The 18,020-nt window shown below is 31.9% G+C and carries 17 protein-coding genes, 1 pseudogene, 2 riboswitches and 2 other annotated features; of the genes and pseudogenes, 12 read left to right on the top strand and 6 right to left on the bottom strand.

The features are described from left to right. Positions 1 to 62: 62 nt before the first annotated feature. The 3 genes from HGPB_RS02975 to HGPB_RS02965 all read right to left on the bottom strand — a co-directional run bounded on the left by HGPB_RS02975 (position 63) and on the right by HGPB_RS02965 (position 4,243). The gene (locus HGPB_RS02975; protein WP_019132203.1) at positions 63 to 1,262 is read right to left on the bottom strand and encodes a cation:proton antiporter; all 1,200 of its coding nucleotides are present in this window, start codon (positions 1,260 to 1,262) and stop codon (positions 63 to 65) included. A gap of 49 nt (positions 1,263 to 1,311) precedes the next feature. Then, a riboswitch (Fluoride riboswitch) is annotated at positions 1,312 to 1,380 on the bottom strand. Positions 1,381 to 1,464: 84 nt separating this feature from the next. Further along, the gene (locus tag HGPB_RS02970) at positions 1,465 to 2,586 is read right to left on the bottom strand and encodes a zinc-ribbon domain-containing protein (RefSeq protein WP_019132202.1); all 1,122 of its coding nucleotides are present in this window, start codon (positions 2,584 to 2,586) and stop codon (positions 1,465 to 1,467) included. 190 nt (positions 2,587 to 2,776) lie between these two features. Then, positions 2,777 to 4,243, bottom strand: coding sequence for an APC family permease (locus tag HGPB_RS02965; protein ID WP_019132201.1), 1,467 nt, complete (start codon positions 4,241 to 4,243; stop codon positions 2,777 to 2,779). A gap of 198 nt (positions 4,244 to 4,441) precedes the next feature. Between HGPB_RS02965 and HGPB_RS02960 the strand changes: the two genes are divergently transcribed. The 5 genes from HGPB_RS02960 to HGPB_RS02940 all read left to right on the top strand — a co-directional run bounded on the left by HGPB_RS02960 (position 4,442) and on the right by HGPB_RS02940 (position 7,957). Continuing rightward, on the top strand, positions 4,442 to 4,840 hold the full coding sequence (locus HGPB_RS02960) for a hypothetical protein (RefSeq protein ID WP_019132200.1): 399 nt from the start codon (positions 4,442 to 4,444) through the stop codon (positions 4,838 to 4,840). Positions 4,841 to 4,923: 83 nt separating this feature from the next. Further along, a complete protein-coding gene (locus tag HGPB_RS02955) occupies positions 4,924 to 5,880 on the top strand; it encodes a 3-hydroxyacyl-CoA dehydrogenase family protein (protein WP_019132199.1) in 957 nt (318 codons plus the stop codon). 123 nt (positions 5,881 to 6,003) lie between these two features. Then, positions 6,004 to 6,699: an AzlC family ABC transporter permease gene (locus HGPB_RS02950; protein ID WP_019132198.1), complete on the top strand. Its 696-nt coding sequence runs from the start codon at positions 6,004 to 6,006 to the stop codon at positions 6,697 to 6,699. Then, positions 6,678 to 7,001: a branched-chain amino acid transporter permease gene (locus HGPB_RS02945; protein WP_019132197.1), complete on the top strand. Its 324-nt coding sequence runs from the start codon at positions 6,678 to 6,680 to the stop codon at positions 6,999 to 7,001. The genes HGPB_RS02950 and HGPB_RS02945 overlap by 22 nt, the downstream gene beginning before the upstream one ends. A gap of 86 nt (positions 7,002 to 7,087) precedes the next feature. Continuing rightward, complete coding sequence (locus HGPB_RS02940; protein ID WP_019132196.1) at positions 7,088 to 7,957, top strand: acetamidase/formamidase family protein; 870 nt, start codon at positions 7,088 to 7,090, stop codon at positions 7,955 to 7,957. Between the two features lie 47 nt (positions 7,958 to 8,004). Here HGPB_RS02940 and HGPB_RS02935 read toward each other — a convergent pair whose 3' ends face one another. Further along, positions 8,005 to 8,748 carry an SDR family NAD(P)-dependent oxidoreductase gene (locus HGPB_RS02935; protein WP_019132195.1) on the bottom strand — a complete coding sequence of 248 codons (744 nt, stop codon included), beginning with the start codon at positions 8,746 to 8,748 and terminating at the stop codon, positions 8,005 to 8,007. 191 nt (positions 8,749 to 8,939) lie between these two features. Here HGPB_RS02935 and yfcE point away from each other — a divergent pair, with 191 nt between their 5' ends. Continuing rightward, positions 8,940 to 9,449 (top strand): phosphodiesterase, encoded by a 510-nt coding sequence (gene yfcE / locus HGPB_RS02930; protein ID WP_019132194.1) that lies wholly within the window; start codon positions 8,940 to 8,942, stop codon positions 9,447 to 9,449. A gap of 128 nt (positions 9,450 to 9,577) precedes the next feature. Next, positions 9,578 to 9,744: riboswitch (Lysine riboswitch) on the top strand. A 100-nt stretch (positions 9,745 to 9,844) separates the two neighbouring features. Next, positions 9,845 to 11,455 (top strand): Na+/H+ antiporter NhaC family protein, encoded by a 1,611-nt coding sequence (locus HGPB_RS02925; RefSeq protein WP_019132193.1) that lies wholly within the window; start codon positions 9,845 to 9,847, stop codon positions 11,453 to 11,455. Between the two features lie 27 nt (positions 11,456 to 11,482). On the opposite strand, the gene HGPB_RS02920 is transcribed toward HGPB_RS02925, so the two are convergent. Further along, positions 11,483 to 11,929 carry a DUF3021 family protein gene (locus HGPB_RS02920; RefSeq protein ID WP_019132192.1) on the bottom strand — a complete coding sequence of 149 codons (447 nt, stop codon included), beginning with the start codon at positions 11,927 to 11,929 and terminating at the stop codon, positions 11,483 to 11,485. A 10-nt stretch (positions 11,930 to 11,939) separates the two neighbouring features. Then, positions 11,940 to 12,398, bottom strand: coding sequence for a LytTR family DNA-binding domain-containing protein (locus HGPB_RS02915; protein ID WP_019132191.1), 459 nt, complete (start codon positions 12,396 to 12,398; stop codon positions 11,940 to 11,942). Between the two features lie 186 nt (positions 12,399 to 12,584). On the opposite strand from HGPB_RS02915, the gene HGPB_RS02910 reads away from it, so the two are divergent. The 5 genes and pseudogenes from HGPB_RS02910 to argH all read left to right on the top strand — a co-directional run bounded on the left by HGPB_RS02910 (position 12,585) and on the right by argH (position 18,002). Next, a complete protein-coding gene (locus tag HGPB_RS02910) occupies positions 12,585 to 13,172 on the top strand; it encodes a xanthine phosphoribosyltransferase (protein WP_019132190.1) in 588 nt (195 codons plus the stop codon). Between the two features lie 63 nt (positions 13,173 to 13,235). Then, positions 13,236 to 13,459, top strand: a binding site (T-box leader). Positions 13,460 to 13,562: 103 nt separating this feature from the next. Next, the gene (locus HGPB_RS02905) at positions 13,563 to 14,675 is read left to right on the top strand and encodes a 5-methyltetrahydropteroyltriglutamate--homocysteine S-methyltransferase (protein ID WP_019132189.1); all 1,113 of its coding nucleotides are present in this window, start codon (positions 13,563 to 13,565) and stop codon (positions 14,673 to 14,675) included. 76 nt (positions 14,676 to 14,751) lie between these two features. Next, positions 14,752 to 14,966, top strand: a binding site (T-box leader). Between the two features lie 40 nt (positions 14,967 to 15,006). Then, on the top strand, positions 15,007 to 15,654 hold the full coding sequence (locus tag HGPB_RS08580) for a hypothetical protein (RefSeq protein ID WP_081578454.1): 648 nt from the start codon (positions 15,007 to 15,009) through the stop codon (positions 15,652 to 15,654). A gap of 26 nt (positions 15,655 to 15,680) precedes the next feature. Then, a pseudogene (locus tag HGPB_RS08940) lies at positions 15,681 to 16,556 on the top strand (Na+/H+ antiporter NhaC family protein). A 9-nt stretch (positions 16,557 to 16,565) separates the two neighbouring features. After that, positions 16,566 to 18,002, top strand: coding sequence for an argininosuccinate lyase (argH, locus tag HGPB_RS02895; protein ID WP_019132187.1), 1,437 nt, complete (start codon positions 16,566 to 16,568; stop codon positions 18,000 to 18,002). Positions 18,003 to 18,020: the final 18 nt, after the last annotated feature.

Here is an 18,020-nt window from a genome sequence, read left to right as displayed (position 1 = left end):
AATTATTACATTATAATTTTACCCAAAAGGATCAGATAAACTAAGGAATTTGCTACAAAAGTTTATTTGTCATGACTTAATAATTTTTTGTAACTAAAATCCATAGCAAAGGCACCGAGTGGTGCTGTTATTAATATCGCTGTTACTGCTACTGATAAAATTATATTTCCACAGTCTAGACCTGCTTGAAGGGGAACTGATCCTATTGCTGCTTGGACTGTTGCTTTTGGTAGATAAGCTAGGACTGTAAAAAGTTTTTCTTTATTATTCAAAGGTGTTTTTACCAGTGATAGGAAAACTCCAAGGCTTCTTACTAAAAGTGCGAGCAAGATGAGAATTACAACTTTTGGTCCAGCTTTTAAAGTGTAGCTAACATCAACGGCAGCTCCTACCATAACAAATAAAATTAATTCTGCAGCAAGCCAAAGTTTAGAAAATTTTTCTGAAAGTCTTTCGGCAACTATTTTTTCACTTTTCATCTGCAAGGTGCAAGCCATGCTCAAAACTGCGAGTAGACCTGATAGGGCAATTTTTTCTTTTAAGATATTTTCAAATGTTATGCATAGAAAAGCAGTGGATAAAATTATAATCACTTTTAAACTATTTCTTATTAATTCATCTTTTGCGTAGGCTCTTTCAAAAAAGTGGTAGAGAATATTGCCAAGAACTAAGCCCAAAGCTATTCCTAGTAAAATTGAACTTGGTATATTTAATAGGTCTGAAAAGTTTGCAGATCCACCTTCTGCCATATTTAAAAATGATGTAAATAAAACTATTACAAAAATATCATCACAAGAGGCTCCAGCAAGAATCATTTGGGGAATTGATTTTTCATTTCCATATTTATTTTCTATTAAATTTGTCATTTTTGGAACTACAACTGCAGGAGAAACGGCTGCTAGGACTGATCCCATAAGAGCTGCTTCTATATAAGATAGGCCCAAGATTTTGTTTGCAAGAAAAGTATAGGCTAGGATTTCAAAGCTTGCTGGAAGAAAGGACAAAAATAGAGCCGGTCGTCCAACTTTTTTTAAATCTTTTATGTCTAAAGAAAGTCCAGCCTTGATCAAAATTATTATTAATGCCATTTGTCTTAGGTCTGAAGAAATGGAAAGTATTTTTGGATCCAGTAAGTTTAGAGAATAGGGACCAAGAAAAACTCCGGTGAGAAATATACCGATAATTCTTGGGAGTTTTAATCTCCTACAAATTTCTGCCATTAAAAGTCCGAGTAAAAATATTAAAGCGAGTGAAGTTAACATAAAAATCCTCCTTTTGGGCAAAAGAAAAGACTTCTGCCAACAAAAATAAATAGTGGTAGAAGTCATCAGCTTTTGCGGTTTAGGTTGCCCAAGGGAGAACATCATTCCCTTATTAAAATTCTTTTTTATTATAGCATATTAATATAAAAATAAAAAAGATATGTTAGTCAAAACATATCTTTTAGTATCTTAGCTAAATATCTTATTTTAAATTTCTTTCTGAGATCCAACCGTAGTCTGTTAAAAACCAAGCAACGCCTCTATCATCGTATGATTTATCGTATGGATAAAGTGCTGCTCCAGCTGATGCTGTTCCAATTATTTCATAAGAAAGACCTGGGCCTTCTCTTAGGTTTGAGTTATTTGTTTTTACATAGATGTATGAATCGTAATAGTCATAACTTTGAGAAGAAGCTACTTTTGATTTTGAAATATTTTTTGATGATATCCAGCCGTATTCACAATATAACCAAACAACACACCTATTATCTACTGCATAGTCTTGGACATAGATTGTTGAGCCTTTTGATAGGCTGTTGATTTTAGCATCTGAAAGGCTTGGTCCACTTCTTACATTTGATCCTTCAGTTTTTACATAGCAAGTTTTTCCTATATAAGATTTGCCGGAACTTGCTGCTTTTTCTTGTTTTTCACTTTCTTCTTGAGCAGATTTTACTTCTTCTTGGCCTGTTTCTGAACTAGATAAAAGTCCTGTAAAGAATTGGTTACCAGGTTCAATTGATATTAAGTCATTTAAAACATTTTTAGATGTTTGGAAATCACCAGATGCATTAGTTTCTTTGATAAAGTTTGTTAGGCTACCTTGAAAATCTGTTGTCAAAATATCTAGTTGGTTTTGGTCTTTGGTTTCACTATTTTTTAATTTTAAGATAATTTTATAAGCTTGAGCAAATTCTTTGTTATTTATGTAGGCCTTTGCTTTTTCAATTTCCTCTTGACCACCGACTAGGGACTGAATTTTTTCAGCTTCTTTTTTATATTTTTCGTCCTTTGTAAGTTCGTATAAGGATAGGTTTATGTCTAACATGTTCTTGTAGTTTTTGTCGATCTTTTCACTAGCAAGTTGATTTTCAAGTCTGTTGATTTTGTTATTTTTATTTACAGTAAATCCTATGTAGGCTCCTAGTGATATTAAAACTACTAGCAAGATTGCTATGATAGGAAAGATTTTTTTGCCAGATGATTTTTTTGGATAATCTCTTTCATAATCATAGTTTGAAGAATTGGTTTTCAGTGTGCTTCCGCAGGACATACAAAATTGTGCATCATTATCATTTTGCATTCCGCAATTTTTACATTTCATATTACCACCTATATTATGTATTTTTATCTATTTACTGTATTAAATATTATAGTTTTAACCAGCTAGTTTAAGCCAATAAATAGAAGTATGTATCTAAGAATAATTATATATTTAGAAAAACTAAAGTCAATAAGTCTACATGATACTAGAAAAAGAAAAAACCGACTTTTAAGCCGGTTCATAAATTGATTTAATCTTCTATATATTTACTTGATAGGTAGTAGAAAAACATGCCTAGTAGTAGCCAAATGAAAAATATTATTAAGGCAGTGTAGCCCATAAAGGCTGGTGTTCCAGGAATAAAAGTGCCAAGAACAATTGCTGCTGAAATAAAAATGGCTAGATAGACTGTAAATTTTCCGCCCTTTGCCTTGTAAGTTGTATAAAAATCTTTATCATCATTTAATATAACAAGCAGGGATAGGCAAGTTAAAAACCAACCTATAACAAAGGCAACTGATCCAAGACTTGTCAAAGGATCTATTAAATTCAAACCAACAAAGGGTCCAACGCCTGCAAAGAATAAACAAACCAAAGATCCTATAACTGGTGTGTTGTATTCTGCGTGGCTGATTGCGAAAACTTTTGGAATCAGGCCACTTGCTCCCATTGACTGAATTAACCTTGCTGATGCCATAAACATACCATTCCAAGTTGAAAATAAACCTGATACTGTTCCGACAATGATTAATCCATTTAGGATTCTACCTAAGTTTCCACCATAAGCATCTTGAAGCATATCGCCCATAGCAGGTGGACTTGCTAGAGAATATTCTTGCCAAGGAGAAGCTGCTCCTGTTGAAATTATAACTAGTGAATAAAATATTCCAGCTGCAATAATTGAAAGCACTAAAGATTTTGCTATATGCTTAAATTTTTTATCAGGGCTTGTTTCTTCAATTGATTGTGGAATTGTATCAAAGCCTGACATAAAGAAAGGAACAATTACAATCATAGATATAATTCCTCCGAACAAGGAAGAATGTTTGCCCTTGCCTAAATTTTTATATACAGGCATAAGGTTATCGGGGTCTGCTTTTATAAAAGAAAATATTATAACCAAAACTCCGACTAAAATAATTACAATTGATAAAATGGACTGCAATTTTGATGCAAATTTTGACCCCTTAAAATTAATAAAAAATAATAAAAAAGCTAATGCCACTCCTAAAATGATTGAAGATAAATGTATGGGATAGCCTGCTACATAATATAAAATTCTTGAATTAGAAAAGGCTGGGACTATGTCTGTTATTATTGTATTTATATAAATGGCTTCCCAAGGTAGTATGGTTAGATAAGCAAGTGCTAGGAACCAAGAGGATATAAAAGATACTCTTTTTCCAAAGGCCTTATCTGTATAGACCATAACTCCTCCACCAATTGGAAGAGTTGCCAAAAGTTCTCCATGGCAAAGTCCAATTGGAATAAGTAGAAGAGTTGCTATTAAAAATCCGATAAAGGCAGGTATTGGTCCACCAGCTTGTGCGATCCAGCTGTTAGAAGAAACTGCCCAGCCAACTCCTACCATGGATCCAAAACCTAGCATAAAAAAATCTAGGTAACCCATGTCTCCTTGTTTTCTATTTTGTCTTTTTGCTCTTATAGATTTAAGATTTGGAAATTTCTTTCTCAATCTTTTTTCTTTATCATCCAATTTAAAACACCTCATTAAATAAAAAAGGGGCTGACTGGCAGCCCCCAAATAATACGAACGCTACATATATGTTTATAGTAAGATTAAAAAATCTAGACTATATACTTTAACTATCATATATTATATTGTATATAAAAATGAGAAAAAATGCCAATTTAGGGCTTTTAGTAAAAATAAATTTTAATATAGAGGGAAAATATGAGAGAAGATTCAGGTAATTTTAGGTTTTATAATGCAAATCCAAGAGGACTTGTAACGGCTGCTGATTGTGTTTTTAGATCAGTTAGTCTTGCTTTTGATATAAGTTGGGAAGAGGCTTTTTTAGAATTGACAGAACTTGCCATGGAAATAAAAGATTCACCCAACTCATACAGGGTTTTGGAAAAATATTTAGAAAACAAGGGATACAAAAAAGAAAAGCAGCTCAGAAAAACTAATGGCAAAAAATATAGACTTTATGAATTTGCAGAAAAATTTCCAGAGGGTACTTATCTTGTCAGGATGACGAGGCACATAAGCGTTTTAAAAGATGGATATATTTATGACACCTGGGATTGCAGGCCCTTAATTGCTGGAAATTATTGGAAGATAAAATAGATAAATAAATTAAATATGAAAATATTGGCTAAATAGGGTAGAAAATAAATGAGTCATTAAAAATAGAATTGAAAGAGGGTATTATGATGACAGAATTTAAAAAGATAGCTAATATTGGTGGCGGAGTTATAGGGTCTTCATTCTCGCTTATATTTGCACGCGGTGGTTTGGATGTTGTAAATATTTCAAGAAACCAAGACGGAGTAAAGAGAACTCAAGACAAAATTAATGGAATGTTAAAGCAATTAATTGAAAATAAGGTTATAAATGAAGAAGACAAGGAAAAAATTCTTTCTCACATTTCATATTCAACTGACCTAGAAGAAGGCTTAAAAGATATTGATTATGCACAAGAAAACTGGCCAGAAATTATGGAAAAGAAACATGAAATTGTTGAGCTTTTTGAAAAATATGCTCCAGACAATGCTGTCTTAGCTTCATCTACATCAGGTTTATTGGTTAGTGATATAGCGAAAAATGCTAAACATCCTGAAAGAATAATAGGAGTTCATCCATATAATCCTCCTCACATAATTCCACTTATAGAAATTGTTAAGGGAGAAAAAACAAGCGAAGATTTAGCAGAGAAAGTAAAAAAATTCTTTGAAGATCTTGGAAAAATTCCAGTAATTTTAAATAAAGAAGTGCCAGGCTATATTGCAAATAGACTTCAAGCTGCAGTTTTTAGAGAAACAATAGATTTAGTAGTAAATGGAGTTGCAAGCATTGAAGATGTTGATAAGGCTTTAACATTTGGACCTGGAATTAGATGGGGAATAATGGGATCTGGTCTTAACTTTGAACTTGCAAGTGACAAAGGACTAGAAGGCATGATTGATGTTATTGGAAAATCAATGCTTACTTGGCTAGATGATATGGCAACTTGGACTGAATTTCCTGAAGGGACTTCAAAATTATATGACGGAATAGATGAGGCAATTAAAAATCGACCAAAAGAAATCGGAAATGATAGAGAAAGCTTAAATGAATACAGGACAAAAATGTTAATTGATATATTAAAACTCCATAAATTGATATAAATAAATTCTTAGGAAAGAGGGTGCTTTTTTAGCATCCTTTTTTGTGTTTTAGGCAGCAAAACGATTAATTATTATGTTAAAATTAGCTTGAGTTTATGTTTATTAAATTTAAGAGGTGATAGTTTGAGAAAAGCGATTAAAGATGCTTTTCCACACACGCTACCAGTCTTAACTGGATATTTATTTATATGCTTTGCTTATGGACTTTTGATGTCAGCAGAAGGTTTTTCTGTACTTACCACCATGATCTTTAGCATATTTGGATATAGTGGAACCTGTCAATTTGCTGCAGTTCCATATCTTAAAGAAAATATAGATATAGTTTCATTTTCTATCATGATTATGATTTTAAATTCCAGACATATTTTTTATGGTATAGCCTTGCTAGGAAAGTATAGGGATGTGGGATCTTACAAGCCACTTCTTATATATACATTATCGGATGAAACTTTTTCTTTGGTATATTCAAAAACTCCTAGCCCTAGCATTAAAAAAAGAGATTTCTTTCTTGCAATTTCACTTCTTGATTACATATATTGGCAGCTTGGAACGCTTATTGGAGCTGTAACTGGACAAATAATAAAATTTGATACAAGGGGAATAGAATTTGTTTTGACGGCACTCTTTCTTTTAATTTTTACAGGGCAATTGGAAAAGAAGTCCACACGCTCTTCATCACTGATTGGCTTTGTTTCTTCTGTAATTTGTCTAATTATCTTTGGCAAGGATGATTTTATGTTGCCAGCCATGATAGTTATTTTTCTAGTATTAACTTTAATTAGGTTTTGGAGGTATGAATGGAAAAAAATACACTATTAGTTCTTATAATCCTTGTAGTTTCAACAATACTATGCAGGTCTTTGCCTTTTTTAATCTTAAGAAAATATAATGGAGAGAATGAATATTTAGAATATTTGGGAGAAACTTTGCCTCAGGCAACTATTGCTATGCTAGTTGTATATTGCTTAAAAAATGTTAACTTTTCGAGTCCAGAAAACTTTCTGCCAGAAATTATTGCAAGTGCAACAGTTATTGGTCTAGGGCTAATGAAAAAATCATCAACAGTAGTGATTTTAGCTGGCACTTTTTCTTATATGGTTTTAATTCGAATGGTATTTTAAATTTGAACTTTAATGCGCAGCTAATAAAAATTAAAAGTAATGGGGTATAGTCTAGTTAAGTCATATAAATTTAGGAGGAGATGAAAATGAGAGTAGGAAAAGACAAGATAAATTTTAGCATGGACAAAAATCACAAAGCAGTTTGCAAGGTAAAGAGCGGAGATTCCATTATTTTTGAAACTTGTGATTGCTTTACTGATACTATAAAAAGTGAAGATGATTTGGTTTCTAGCGTAGATTTTTCAAGGGTAAACCCAGCCACTGGTCCAGTCTACATAGAAGGAGCAAAAAAAGGCGACGTTTTAAAAGTTGATATAATAAAAATTAATGTAAAAGATAGCGGAGTCAGCGTCGCAGTTCCAAATATGGGAAGACTTGGAAGCAAGGTAGAAAAAGAAGAAACACTTGTAGGAAAAATAGTGGGAGATAAAATTCAAATTGGATCAGACAGGCTTGACTTAAATAAAATGATCGGTGTAATAGGAACAGCTCCAGAAAATGATCCGGTTGTTACGGGTACACCAGATTACCATGGCGGCAATATGGATTGCAAAATGGTAAGAGAAGGAGTCAGCCTATATCTACCAGTAAATGTAGAAGGAGCTCTCTTATCTCTTGGCGATCTTCATGCTTGCATGGGAGATGGAGAAATTATGGGAGCTGGACTTGAAATTGCAGGAGAAGTTGAATTAAAAGTTGAAATTTTAAAAGATTTTTCCTACAAACTTCCAATGATTGAGAGTGAAGATGCTTGGATCAGCATAGGATCTGCTGAAAATATGGAAGCGGCATCAGATTTAGCAATAGCAAACATGGCAGACTTTTTGATGAAGAAAAAATCAATAAGTTTAAACCAAGCTGGAATACTGCTTTCCCTTGCTGGAGATTTAAGAGTTTGTCAAATTGTAAATCCAAATAGGACAATGAGAATGGAATTTCCAAAAAAATATTTATAAAAAAGAAAAACTCCTGATTTTTAGTCAGGAGTTTATTTTATATAGGCTTATACAATCATGGCTCCGTCCACATAAAGAACTTCGCCAGAAACAAAGTCTGCTTGATCACTTGCAAGGAAAACAAAAGCTTTTGATAGATCTTCTGGTTCTCCAATTCTACGAAGTGGAATCATATTGATAAGTGGATCAATCATTTCTTTAGGAAGGTTTTTAACCATATCTGTATTTGTAATTCCAGGAGCAACTGCATTTACACGAATCTTATCAGGACCAAGTTCTCTTGCTAGAGAAACAGTAAGTCCATTTACTGCAAATTTACTAGTTGGGTAAGCTACTCCAAGAGTTTGTCCAAATTTAGTAACCATGGAAGAAGTATTTATTATAGATCCTCCACCTTGTTTTTTCATATAAGGAATTACTGCAAGGATTGCATTAAATAATCCCTTAACATTTATATCTATAATATCTGAAAATTTCTTAGCATCATATTCATAAACAGAAGTTGAATCTGTTACACCAGCATTGTTTACAAGGATATCAATGCGGCCATATTTTTCTTCGATTCTTTTTATTTCTTTTGAAATTGATTCAAAATCAGCAAGCTTTGGCCAAGCACCTTCGATTTTTGCATCAGGATTATCTTTTTTTATAGCATCGACTGCTTTTGTAGCTGTTTCTTCACGAGATCCAAATAAAATTACTTGAGCTCCATTTTCTAGGAAAGAACGAACAACAGCATTTCCAATTCCTCTAGTACCACCAGTTACAACTGCAATTTTATCTTTTAGCATAAAATTTCCTCCTTTGATATAATAAACTACAGTTAAATATATACCCTAATTAATTATAAAAGCCTAGAAAAGCAGAAATCTTTTAACTTTATAGAAGATTAATTAAAAATTCGATATTAACAAAAATAATTAATCATAATTTATTTTGAAATAAAAATTAATAATTTAGATAAATATAAGGAAGTGGAAATTTGAAAATAGGAATATTATCTGACACTCATGGGTCTTTGATACAAACAAAAAAAGCCTTGGATGCAATGGGCGACTGTGATTTAATTTTGCATTTGGGAGATGTTATTTATCACGGACCGAGAAATCCATTATTTGAATCTTATGAGCCTGCAAAACTTGCAGAATATTTAAAAGATAAGGATATTGTTTATGTAAAAGGTAATTGCGATAGCGATGTAGATGCCATGGTAACAGGAAAAGACCTATCTCATAAAGAAAGGCTGATAGATTTAGATGGCTTTAAAATTTATGCTGTTCATGGATACGAAGAAAGTTTTGAAGAAAGATTAGAAAAAGCTAAAAAACTAGGAGCAAATCTTTTATGTTTTGGCCACAGTCATAAAAAACTTTTTAAAAAATTTGATGGAATAGATGTAATAAATCCTGGAAGCACGAGTCTTGCTAAGGATGGCATGAATTCTTGTGCTATATATGAAGATGGTAATTGCGAATTTATAAATTTGGATTAAAAATTTTATAAATTTGATGATAATGTCTTATTAATTTATAGTAAAAAAACTTTAAACTAATAAAATATATTAGGATTAAACTTGACAAGAAAAATTTTAAGTGCTAGCATTGTATCTAATAATTAAAGAAACGTGATAGAGGCGCGATTGACATTAGTAGTTCAATTTTCAGGGAATCGAATTGAGCAAAAGGGGATATCGCCGAGGGGTTAAAAGTTTGCCCAGAACTTTTAATTGCCGGGATGCAGGAGAAAATTTTGCATACTGTCGTTATTAACGGAGAGCTGTCGTGGTCTAAATGTTCATTTTATAAGAAAACATGAAGAATCATGGCGGGCGTCGTGATTCTTTTTTTATTGTAGTTATTGCTTATGAAATGATGGAGGTATTATGTTATGACTAATAAGAATAATCTTAGGATTGCACTTATTATTGGTATTATTATTGTTGCTATTTCGAGTTTTGTTGCGGGATCAGGCGTAGAAACCTATGCAACTTTTTGGGCTTTAGTTCCACCAATTGTTGCGATTGGACTTGCTCTTATCACTAAGGAAGTTTTCTCTTCTTTATTTATAGGAATTGTTGTTGGAGCTATTTTATCATCTGGAGGATCATTTGCTAATATGGTAGACCATGTTGTAGTAGATGGATTGATAGCTGCTGTTTCTGGAACTGCTGGTATATTTTTGTTCTTAATCATTTTAGGTATGCTAGTTGCTCTAATTAATAAGTCTGGTGGTACAGCTGCCTTTGGTGACTGGGCTGCAAAAAGAATTAAGGGAAGAAAAGGATCTCAAATTGCAACTTTTTTACTTGGTATTTTAATATTTATAGATGATTATTTTAACTGTTTGACAGTTGGTTCTGTAATGAGACCTGTTACCGATAGTCACCAAGTTTCTCGTGCAAAGCTTGCTTACATAATTGATGCGACTGCTGCTCCAATTTGTATGATTGCACCAATTTCATCTTGGGCCGCTGCAGTATCTGGTTATGCAGATGGAACTGGACTTTCAGGTATAGAACTTTTTGTAAGAGCTATTCCTTTTAATTTCTATTCACTATTAACTCTTATGTTTGTAGTATTTATGATTATATTTGATGTTGATTACGGTCCAATGGTTAAACACGAAAAAATGGCTATAGACCATGGTCATCTTGGCGGGGTTGAAAATGAAACTATATCAGCTGAAGATGGACATCCAGATGGAAAAGTAATTGACCTTGTGCTACCGATTTTAGTTTTAATTGTAATTTCAGTTTTTGCCCTAGTTTATGTTGGTGGATATTTTGAAGCCGGCGGAGAATATTACAAAGATTTTATAGGTGCTTTTGGTAATACCGATGCGACTGTGGGTCTACCTTGGGGAGCTATTATAACTTTAATCTTTACAATTGCTTATTTTATAATGCGTAAAGTAATTAAATTTGACAAGGCTATGGATTGTCTACCAGAAGGATTTAATGCAATGGTTCCAGCTATTATGATTTTAACTATGGCAACTTCACTAAAAAATATTTCTAATGACCTTTTAGGTTCAGCTGAATTTGTGGGTGGAGCAATGGAAGGTGCTGCTGCGGGCCTATATTCTTTCTTACCAGCTGTAATATTTGTAGTTGCAATATTCCTTGCATTTGCAACAGGTACATCTTGGGGAACTTTTGGAATATTAATTCCAATTGTTGCAAGTATGTTTAACTCAACTGATCCAATCTTCTTTATTGGTATATCAGCTTGTCTATCAGGTGCTGTTTGTGGAGACCACTTATCTCCAATAAGTGATACAACAATCATGTCTGCTGCAGGAGCAGGATGTGTTCACGTTGACCACGTTTCTACACAGATACCTTATGGTTTAACTGTTGCAACAATAAGTTTTCTATGCTTCTTGCTAGCAGGATTTACTAACTCGGCTCTACTTTGTCTAGGATTAGGTTCAGTTATAGTTATAGGATTCTTATTCATAATGAGAAAAAGAGAAACAAAACTTTTTCCTGAAAATTAAATAAAAATAATTTAGAGACAGATAATTTCATTCTGTCTCTTTTTTATTTGATAGCTTTTTATTTATTTTTTCTATATTCTTTTTTTCAAAGAAATAAATAATTGACCAAATTATGAAAAAATTTATAGTAAAAACTATTAAAGCTTGAATTAGAGTATTTAAATTAAACCATTTTAGATAAAGTCCAACAAAAGAATGATAAATTAAAAGACTAGCAAGATTAATTACAGTTGCAGCTAGTAGAGAAGTTTTTTCTTTATCGTAGAAACTTCCAGAAAGGGTTCCAACTATTCCATATCCTCCGTATAGCATTAAGCTCTTGAAATGAGCAAGCACTGGGGAAGTCTGAGACATAACATATTCTGGCACTCCAATTGTTATTTTCCCAATAAAAAATGATACAATTAACTCTACTAAAGATCCTATTCCTACACCGATTAAAAAACTTACAAGTAAATTTCCTATTTTTTTCATTATTTCCCTCCTAAAAACCTAGCATATTTTTAAATTCTTTTAAATTTCTTCTTGATACATAGCATATTTTTCCATTTTTCAAACTTACAGCTATAGTACCTGTAAAAGATAAGTCTAATTTTTCTATGTATTTTATATTTATGATTTCAAACCTAGAAATTCTTATAAAATCATTTCTCTCAAGCCTTTCTTCAATTTCATAAAGTCTTAATCTTGATTTATAGATATCATTTTTAGTCTCGATAAATATATGCTTGTTTTCACTGTAAACTCTTATAATATCCTTAGTATCAATTACAAAAACTTGATCGTCCTTAAAAACTGTCAAAATATTTTTAGAACTATTTTTGTAATTATTTAATATTTCTTCTATTTCTTTTATTTCTTCTGTATAAGAATTTGTGTACAATTTGATTAAATTTTCTTCCAGATTTTTATCTATTATTATTTCAAGTTTAATATCTATCATCCTCCTATTCTTTATGCTTAATTTAAGTATATAAAGAATTTAAAAATTTACTATTGTTTTTGGATAAGTGGCCATATATTAACACTTAGAGGTAAAAAGCTTATGTTTTAATTGTAAAGGCTTTATAGTATCATTATTTATAAGATTAGAAATTTATAGTTTATGATTGCAAAGGGAGAGAAGAGAATGTCTTATCTAAAAGAAAAGATACTTGAAGATGGTATTATTTATCCAAACAATGTATTAAAAATTGATTCTTTTTTGAATCAGCAGATTGATCCAACTATTATGAAAAAAATTGCAGATGAATTTTATGAATATTATAAAGATAAAGGCATAACAAAAATTCTCACAATAGAAGCTTCTGGAATAGCTCCAGCAATTATTTTAGCTACAAAACTAAATGTTTCTATGCTTTTTGCAAAAAAGTCCAAGCCTTCGACCTTAGAAAAAGAAGCCTGCTATCATGCGAAAGTTTATTCTTATACAAAAAGAAAAACATCAGATGTTTTGGTTCCAAAAAAATACTTAAAAAAAGATGATAAAGTTTTAATTATTGATGACTTTCTTGCAAATGGAGAAGCATCTTTGGGTCTAGTAGACTTGGCAAAACAAGCAGGATCAAATGTTGTAGGAATTGGAATTTGCGTTGAAAAAAGCTTTCAACCTGGCAGAAAAAGGCTAGAAGAAGCAGGTCTTGATGTCTATTCTATTGTCAGAATAGAAAAAATAGACTATGAAAATCAAAAAATTATTTTTAAAGATGGACATTAAAATAAATAAAAAAATATGTTGACAGTTTTTTTAAAGGGTGTTAATATATCTTCTAAGTTAAAATTAAACTAGATAATGAGAAGAGTAATCTATGAGTGATTTTTACAGAGAAGTCCAATTAGCTGAGAAGGACAAAATTTATGATTAGACGAACATGGCCTCTGATAGGATGGATCGATATTAGATTCATACGGGATCTCCCGTTATAGAGATAGAGTATGTTGGTACTTGAGAGTGGCATTTTTATGCAAAATAGGTGGTAACGCGGAAAATTCTTCGTCCTTATTGTTATTTTTATAACAGTAAGGACTTTTTTTATAGATTTTTTACTAGTCCTTGCTTGCTAAAAAAGATACTCTTAATAGAAAAAGCAAAAGGAGATTAGATAATATGACAAAGAAAGTAGCACCTTATAAGTTTGATGTAGTTGGATCTTTTTTAAGACCAGAAAATTTAAAAAAGGCAAGGGAAGATTTTAAAAATGGAAAAATTACAAGAAAAGATTTGAAAAAAGTTGAAGACCAAGAAATTACAAAATTAATAAAAAAAGAAAAAGAAGCAGGCTTAAAATTTATATCAGATGGAGAATTTAGAAGAAGCTGGTGGCACTATGATTTCTTCTGGGGTTTAAATGGTGTAGAAAAATATGAGTTAGAAGATGCAAATATAATCCATTTCCACGGAGCAAGTCTTAGACCAGAAGGGGTTAAGATAGTTGGAAAAATCACAGGAACATCTCATCCATTTTTAGAACATTTTAAATTTGTGAAAGAATTTGAAGATGATGAAGTATCTGCAAAACAAACCCTACCAGCACCCGCACAATTTTTAAGAAATGTATATACTCAAATTGGAAAAGAAGATTCAATTTATAAAAACGACCAAGAATTTATAGAAGATGTTGCAAAAGCTTACGGACAATTTTTCCAAGAGATATATGATCTTGGTTGCAGAAATATTCAATTGGACGATTGCACTTGGGGAGCCTTGGTTGATGAAGATTCAATAAAAGAATATGAAGCAAATGGCAAAAATGTAGATGAACTAAAAAAACTTTACCTAGAAATAAATAACAGGACAATAGAAAATGCTCCAAAAGATTTAAATATAACAAGCCACGTTTGCAGGGGAAATTATAAATCAGCTTGGCACTTTAGCGGTGGATATGATAAGATAGCAGATTTTTTACTAGCAAATGAAAAAGTTTCAGCCTTTTATCTTGAATATGATGATGAGAGAAGTGGAGATTTTGAAGCTTTAGCAAAAATCCCAGCAGGTAAAAAAGTTGTACTTGGTCTTGTTACATCAAAAAGACCAGAGCTAGAAAAGAAAGAAGATTTAAAAAGAAGAATAGAAGAAGCAAGTAAATATATAGGAAAAGAAAATATTTGCATCTCACCTCAATGTGGTTTTTCTTCAACTGAAGAAGGAAATGCTTTGACAGAAGAAGACCAATGGAAAAAGATTGCTCTTTGCAGAGAAGTTGCAGAAGAAGTTTTATAAAGAGATAAGGTCTGGTAGAAAATCACTACCAGACTTTTTTTATTTGACTTTATATTAAATATTTGTTATTATTTCATAAATTGCGATGAAGAGATGAGTAGGTTATTGGAGCACTCACAGAGAGGTTTTGCTTGCTGAAAAAAACTAGGCGATAATAACCAAAAAGAAACTCGGAGCATGGAATGAATACATAAGTTCACACGTTGGCTACGTTATAGCTTTAGTTTAAGCTAAATGAGGTAATTTTTTTAATTACGAATTTGGGTGGTAACACGTTAAAACGTCCCTTAGTAGGGACTTTTTTTGTATATTTTTTTAAGGGGGAGAGAATATGGAAGATACTACAATTTATTATGGATTTTTATCATTGCTACCTGCGCTAGTTGCAATAATATTATCAGTTGTAACAAAAAATGTAATAGTTTCTTTACTAACTTCGGTATATCTTGGTGCTTTAATTATAAATTCATTTAATCCATTCACAGCTTTTGTGAGCATGATATCTGATTTTATGTATGTAAAAATTGCAGAAGATTCTAATGCACAAACAATATTTATGATGGCAATAATAGGTGGCTTTGTGGCCTTACTAACAAGCACTGGTGCTGCAAACTCTTTTGCTAAGTCAATGACTAATAAACTTAATACTAGAGCTAAGGGAGAGTTTTCAGTTTGGCTTGGTGGACTTGTAATCTGGTTTACGGATACTGGCAATGCTTTAATCCTTGGACCAATTTTTGAAGAAATTTTAGATAAATTAAAAACTTCTAAAGAAAAATTTGCCTATATATTAGACATAACTAGTATATGTGATGCAGCACTTATCCCAATTATTGGTTGGGGAGTTTATTCAATGGGTCTAATTGAAACAGAATTAAACAATTTAAATATAAATGATCTTACAAGTTGGTCTGTATATGTAGGGGCAATACCTTTTAACTTTTATGCCATACTTGGACTAATAATGGCGGGTTTTTAGCTATTACTCAATTTGATTATGGTCCTATGTTAAAAGCTCAAAACAGGGCTATGGAGACAGGTCAAACTATGAGAGCAGGCGGAACTCCGATGAGAAAAACAGTCAGTGAAAAATACAATAATGATGGAAAAGAAGTGCCTGTTAGGATAATGGTTATACCTCTAGTGATAATGGTTGCAACAATATTTACAAACTTATTTTTAAATGGATTTCCTTTTGAGGTTGTTCCAGGAAATATGATAAGGGCATCAATTGCAGCAGGATTTTTGCTTGCCACAATATTTTTAGTAATAATGTGTTTAGTTCAAAAGGTTATGAGCTTTGAAGATTGCATGTCAAATTTTTTAAGCGGGGTTAGTGGTGCTGGTTTTATGGCAGTTTTACTAACACTTGCTTGGTCGCTTGGTGGAATAAGTACCGAAATGGGAACAGCTGAGTATATATTAGAAATAACTGAGTCTTTTTTAAGTCCACAAATGTTAGCTGCAGTATTTTTCTTGATAGCATGCCTTATGTCTTTTGCTACAGGTTAATCTTGGGGAACTATGGCAATTTTAATTCCATTAGCAATTCCTATGGCATATAAGCTAGGAGTATCACTATCAGTAATTGTTGCAGCAGTAAGTAGTGGAGGACTTTTTGGAGATTCATCTTCACCAATTTCAGATACAACTATGCTTGCATCAACTGGTGCTGGAGGAGACCATATGGATTTCTTTTCTTGTATGCTTCCTTACTCGCTAACAGTTGGTATCATTGCCTTTATTACATTTATAATTGCAGGACATTTAGCATCTAATTTAATTATTTTTGTATCTATTATAGTTTTAATGTTAATTATATACATCTTGCATAAGATATCAGTTAGAAAATACGGTCTTGTAAAAGAAAATCAAAATTAGGAGGTTATTATGGCAAATTTATGGAGTGGTAGATTTTCTAAATCTATGGCAGATTTTACACAGGATTACAATGAATCATTAAGTTTTGATCATGTCCTATATAGATATAGTATCTTGGGCAGTCTTGCTCATGTAACTATGCTTTATAAGCAGGATATTATAGATAAAAAAACTTATGAAGAAATTTCTAGGGGTTTAAAAATTGTAAGAGAAAGATTAGACAAGAATGAAATTGAACTTGATATAGCAAATGAAGATATAATGATGCTTATCGAAGCTCAATTAATAGAAGAAATTGGAGAAGCAGGCAAGGCACTTCACACAGCAAGAAGTAGAAATGACCAAAATGCCTTGGACGAAACATTATTTTTAAGACAGTCTGTTGTAAATACTTTAGGCAAGCTTACAGATTTGTTAAATGTTTTATTAAAAAAAGCTAAAGAAGAAAACCATAAAATAATGCCAGGATTTACCCACCTTCAACATGCTCAACCTATAACATGTGGATATTATTATATGGCCCACTTCCAAGGACTAAAAAGAGATTGCGACAAACTTTTAGAATTATACAAAAGATTATCAGAAAATCCACTTGGAGCTTGTGCAATGGCAGGAACAACTTTGCCAACTGATAGATTTATAACAACAGAACTTTTAGGCTTTGATAAACCGACAGAAAATGCCATGGACACAGTTGCAAGCAGGGATAATTTTGTAGAATATTTATATATAGCAGCACTGACTATGACTCATTTAAGTTCATTCGCAGAAGAAATAACAATCTTTAACTCACAAGAATTTTCTTTTATAGAAATAGGCGATGAATTCTGCACAGGATCAAGCATAATGCCACAAAAGAAAAATCCAGACCTTGCAGAACTTGCAAGAGGAAAAGTTGGAAGGACAATAGGAAATCTTGTAAATATTTTAACAGTATTAAAGGGAACAATCTTAACCTTTAACAAGGACTACCAAGAGGACAAGGAAGCCTTATTTGACAGCATTCATACCTTAGATAGGACAATCTATGTATTTGCAAGAATGATTGAAGCAAGTCACTTTAAAGAAGAGGTATTGAAAAAACAAGTTGAAAAAGGATTTATAGAAGCAACTGACATAGCAGAATTTTTGGTAAAAAACAAAATACCATTTAGAGAAGCCCATAAAATTGTTGGTGGACTTGTAAAATATTGTGAAAACAATAATAAAGAATTTAAAGATATAAATAAAGAAGACTTAAAAAATATAGACTTCCCAGTTGAACTAGAAGATCTTTCTCAGTTCAAAGTTGAAGAAAGTATAAAAGAAAGAGATTCCTATGGAGGAACAGCCTTCAAAGAAGTAGAAAGACAAATTGACTACGGGCAAAAAGTTTTATCAGAATTAGAAGAAAAAATAAATAAGATAAATCAAAAATTAGACAAGGTCTACAAGCAATTTGATTAATAAAAAAAGCATTGGTTT

The sequence above is a fragment of the Peptoniphilus obesi ph1 genome, from assembly GCF_000311865.1.
Classification (GTDB): domain Bacteria; phylum Bacillota; class Clostridia; order Tissierellales; family Peptoniphilaceae; genus Peptoniphilus_E; species Peptoniphilus_E obesi.
This window is presented reverse-complemented; position numbering and strand designations above follow the sequence as displayed.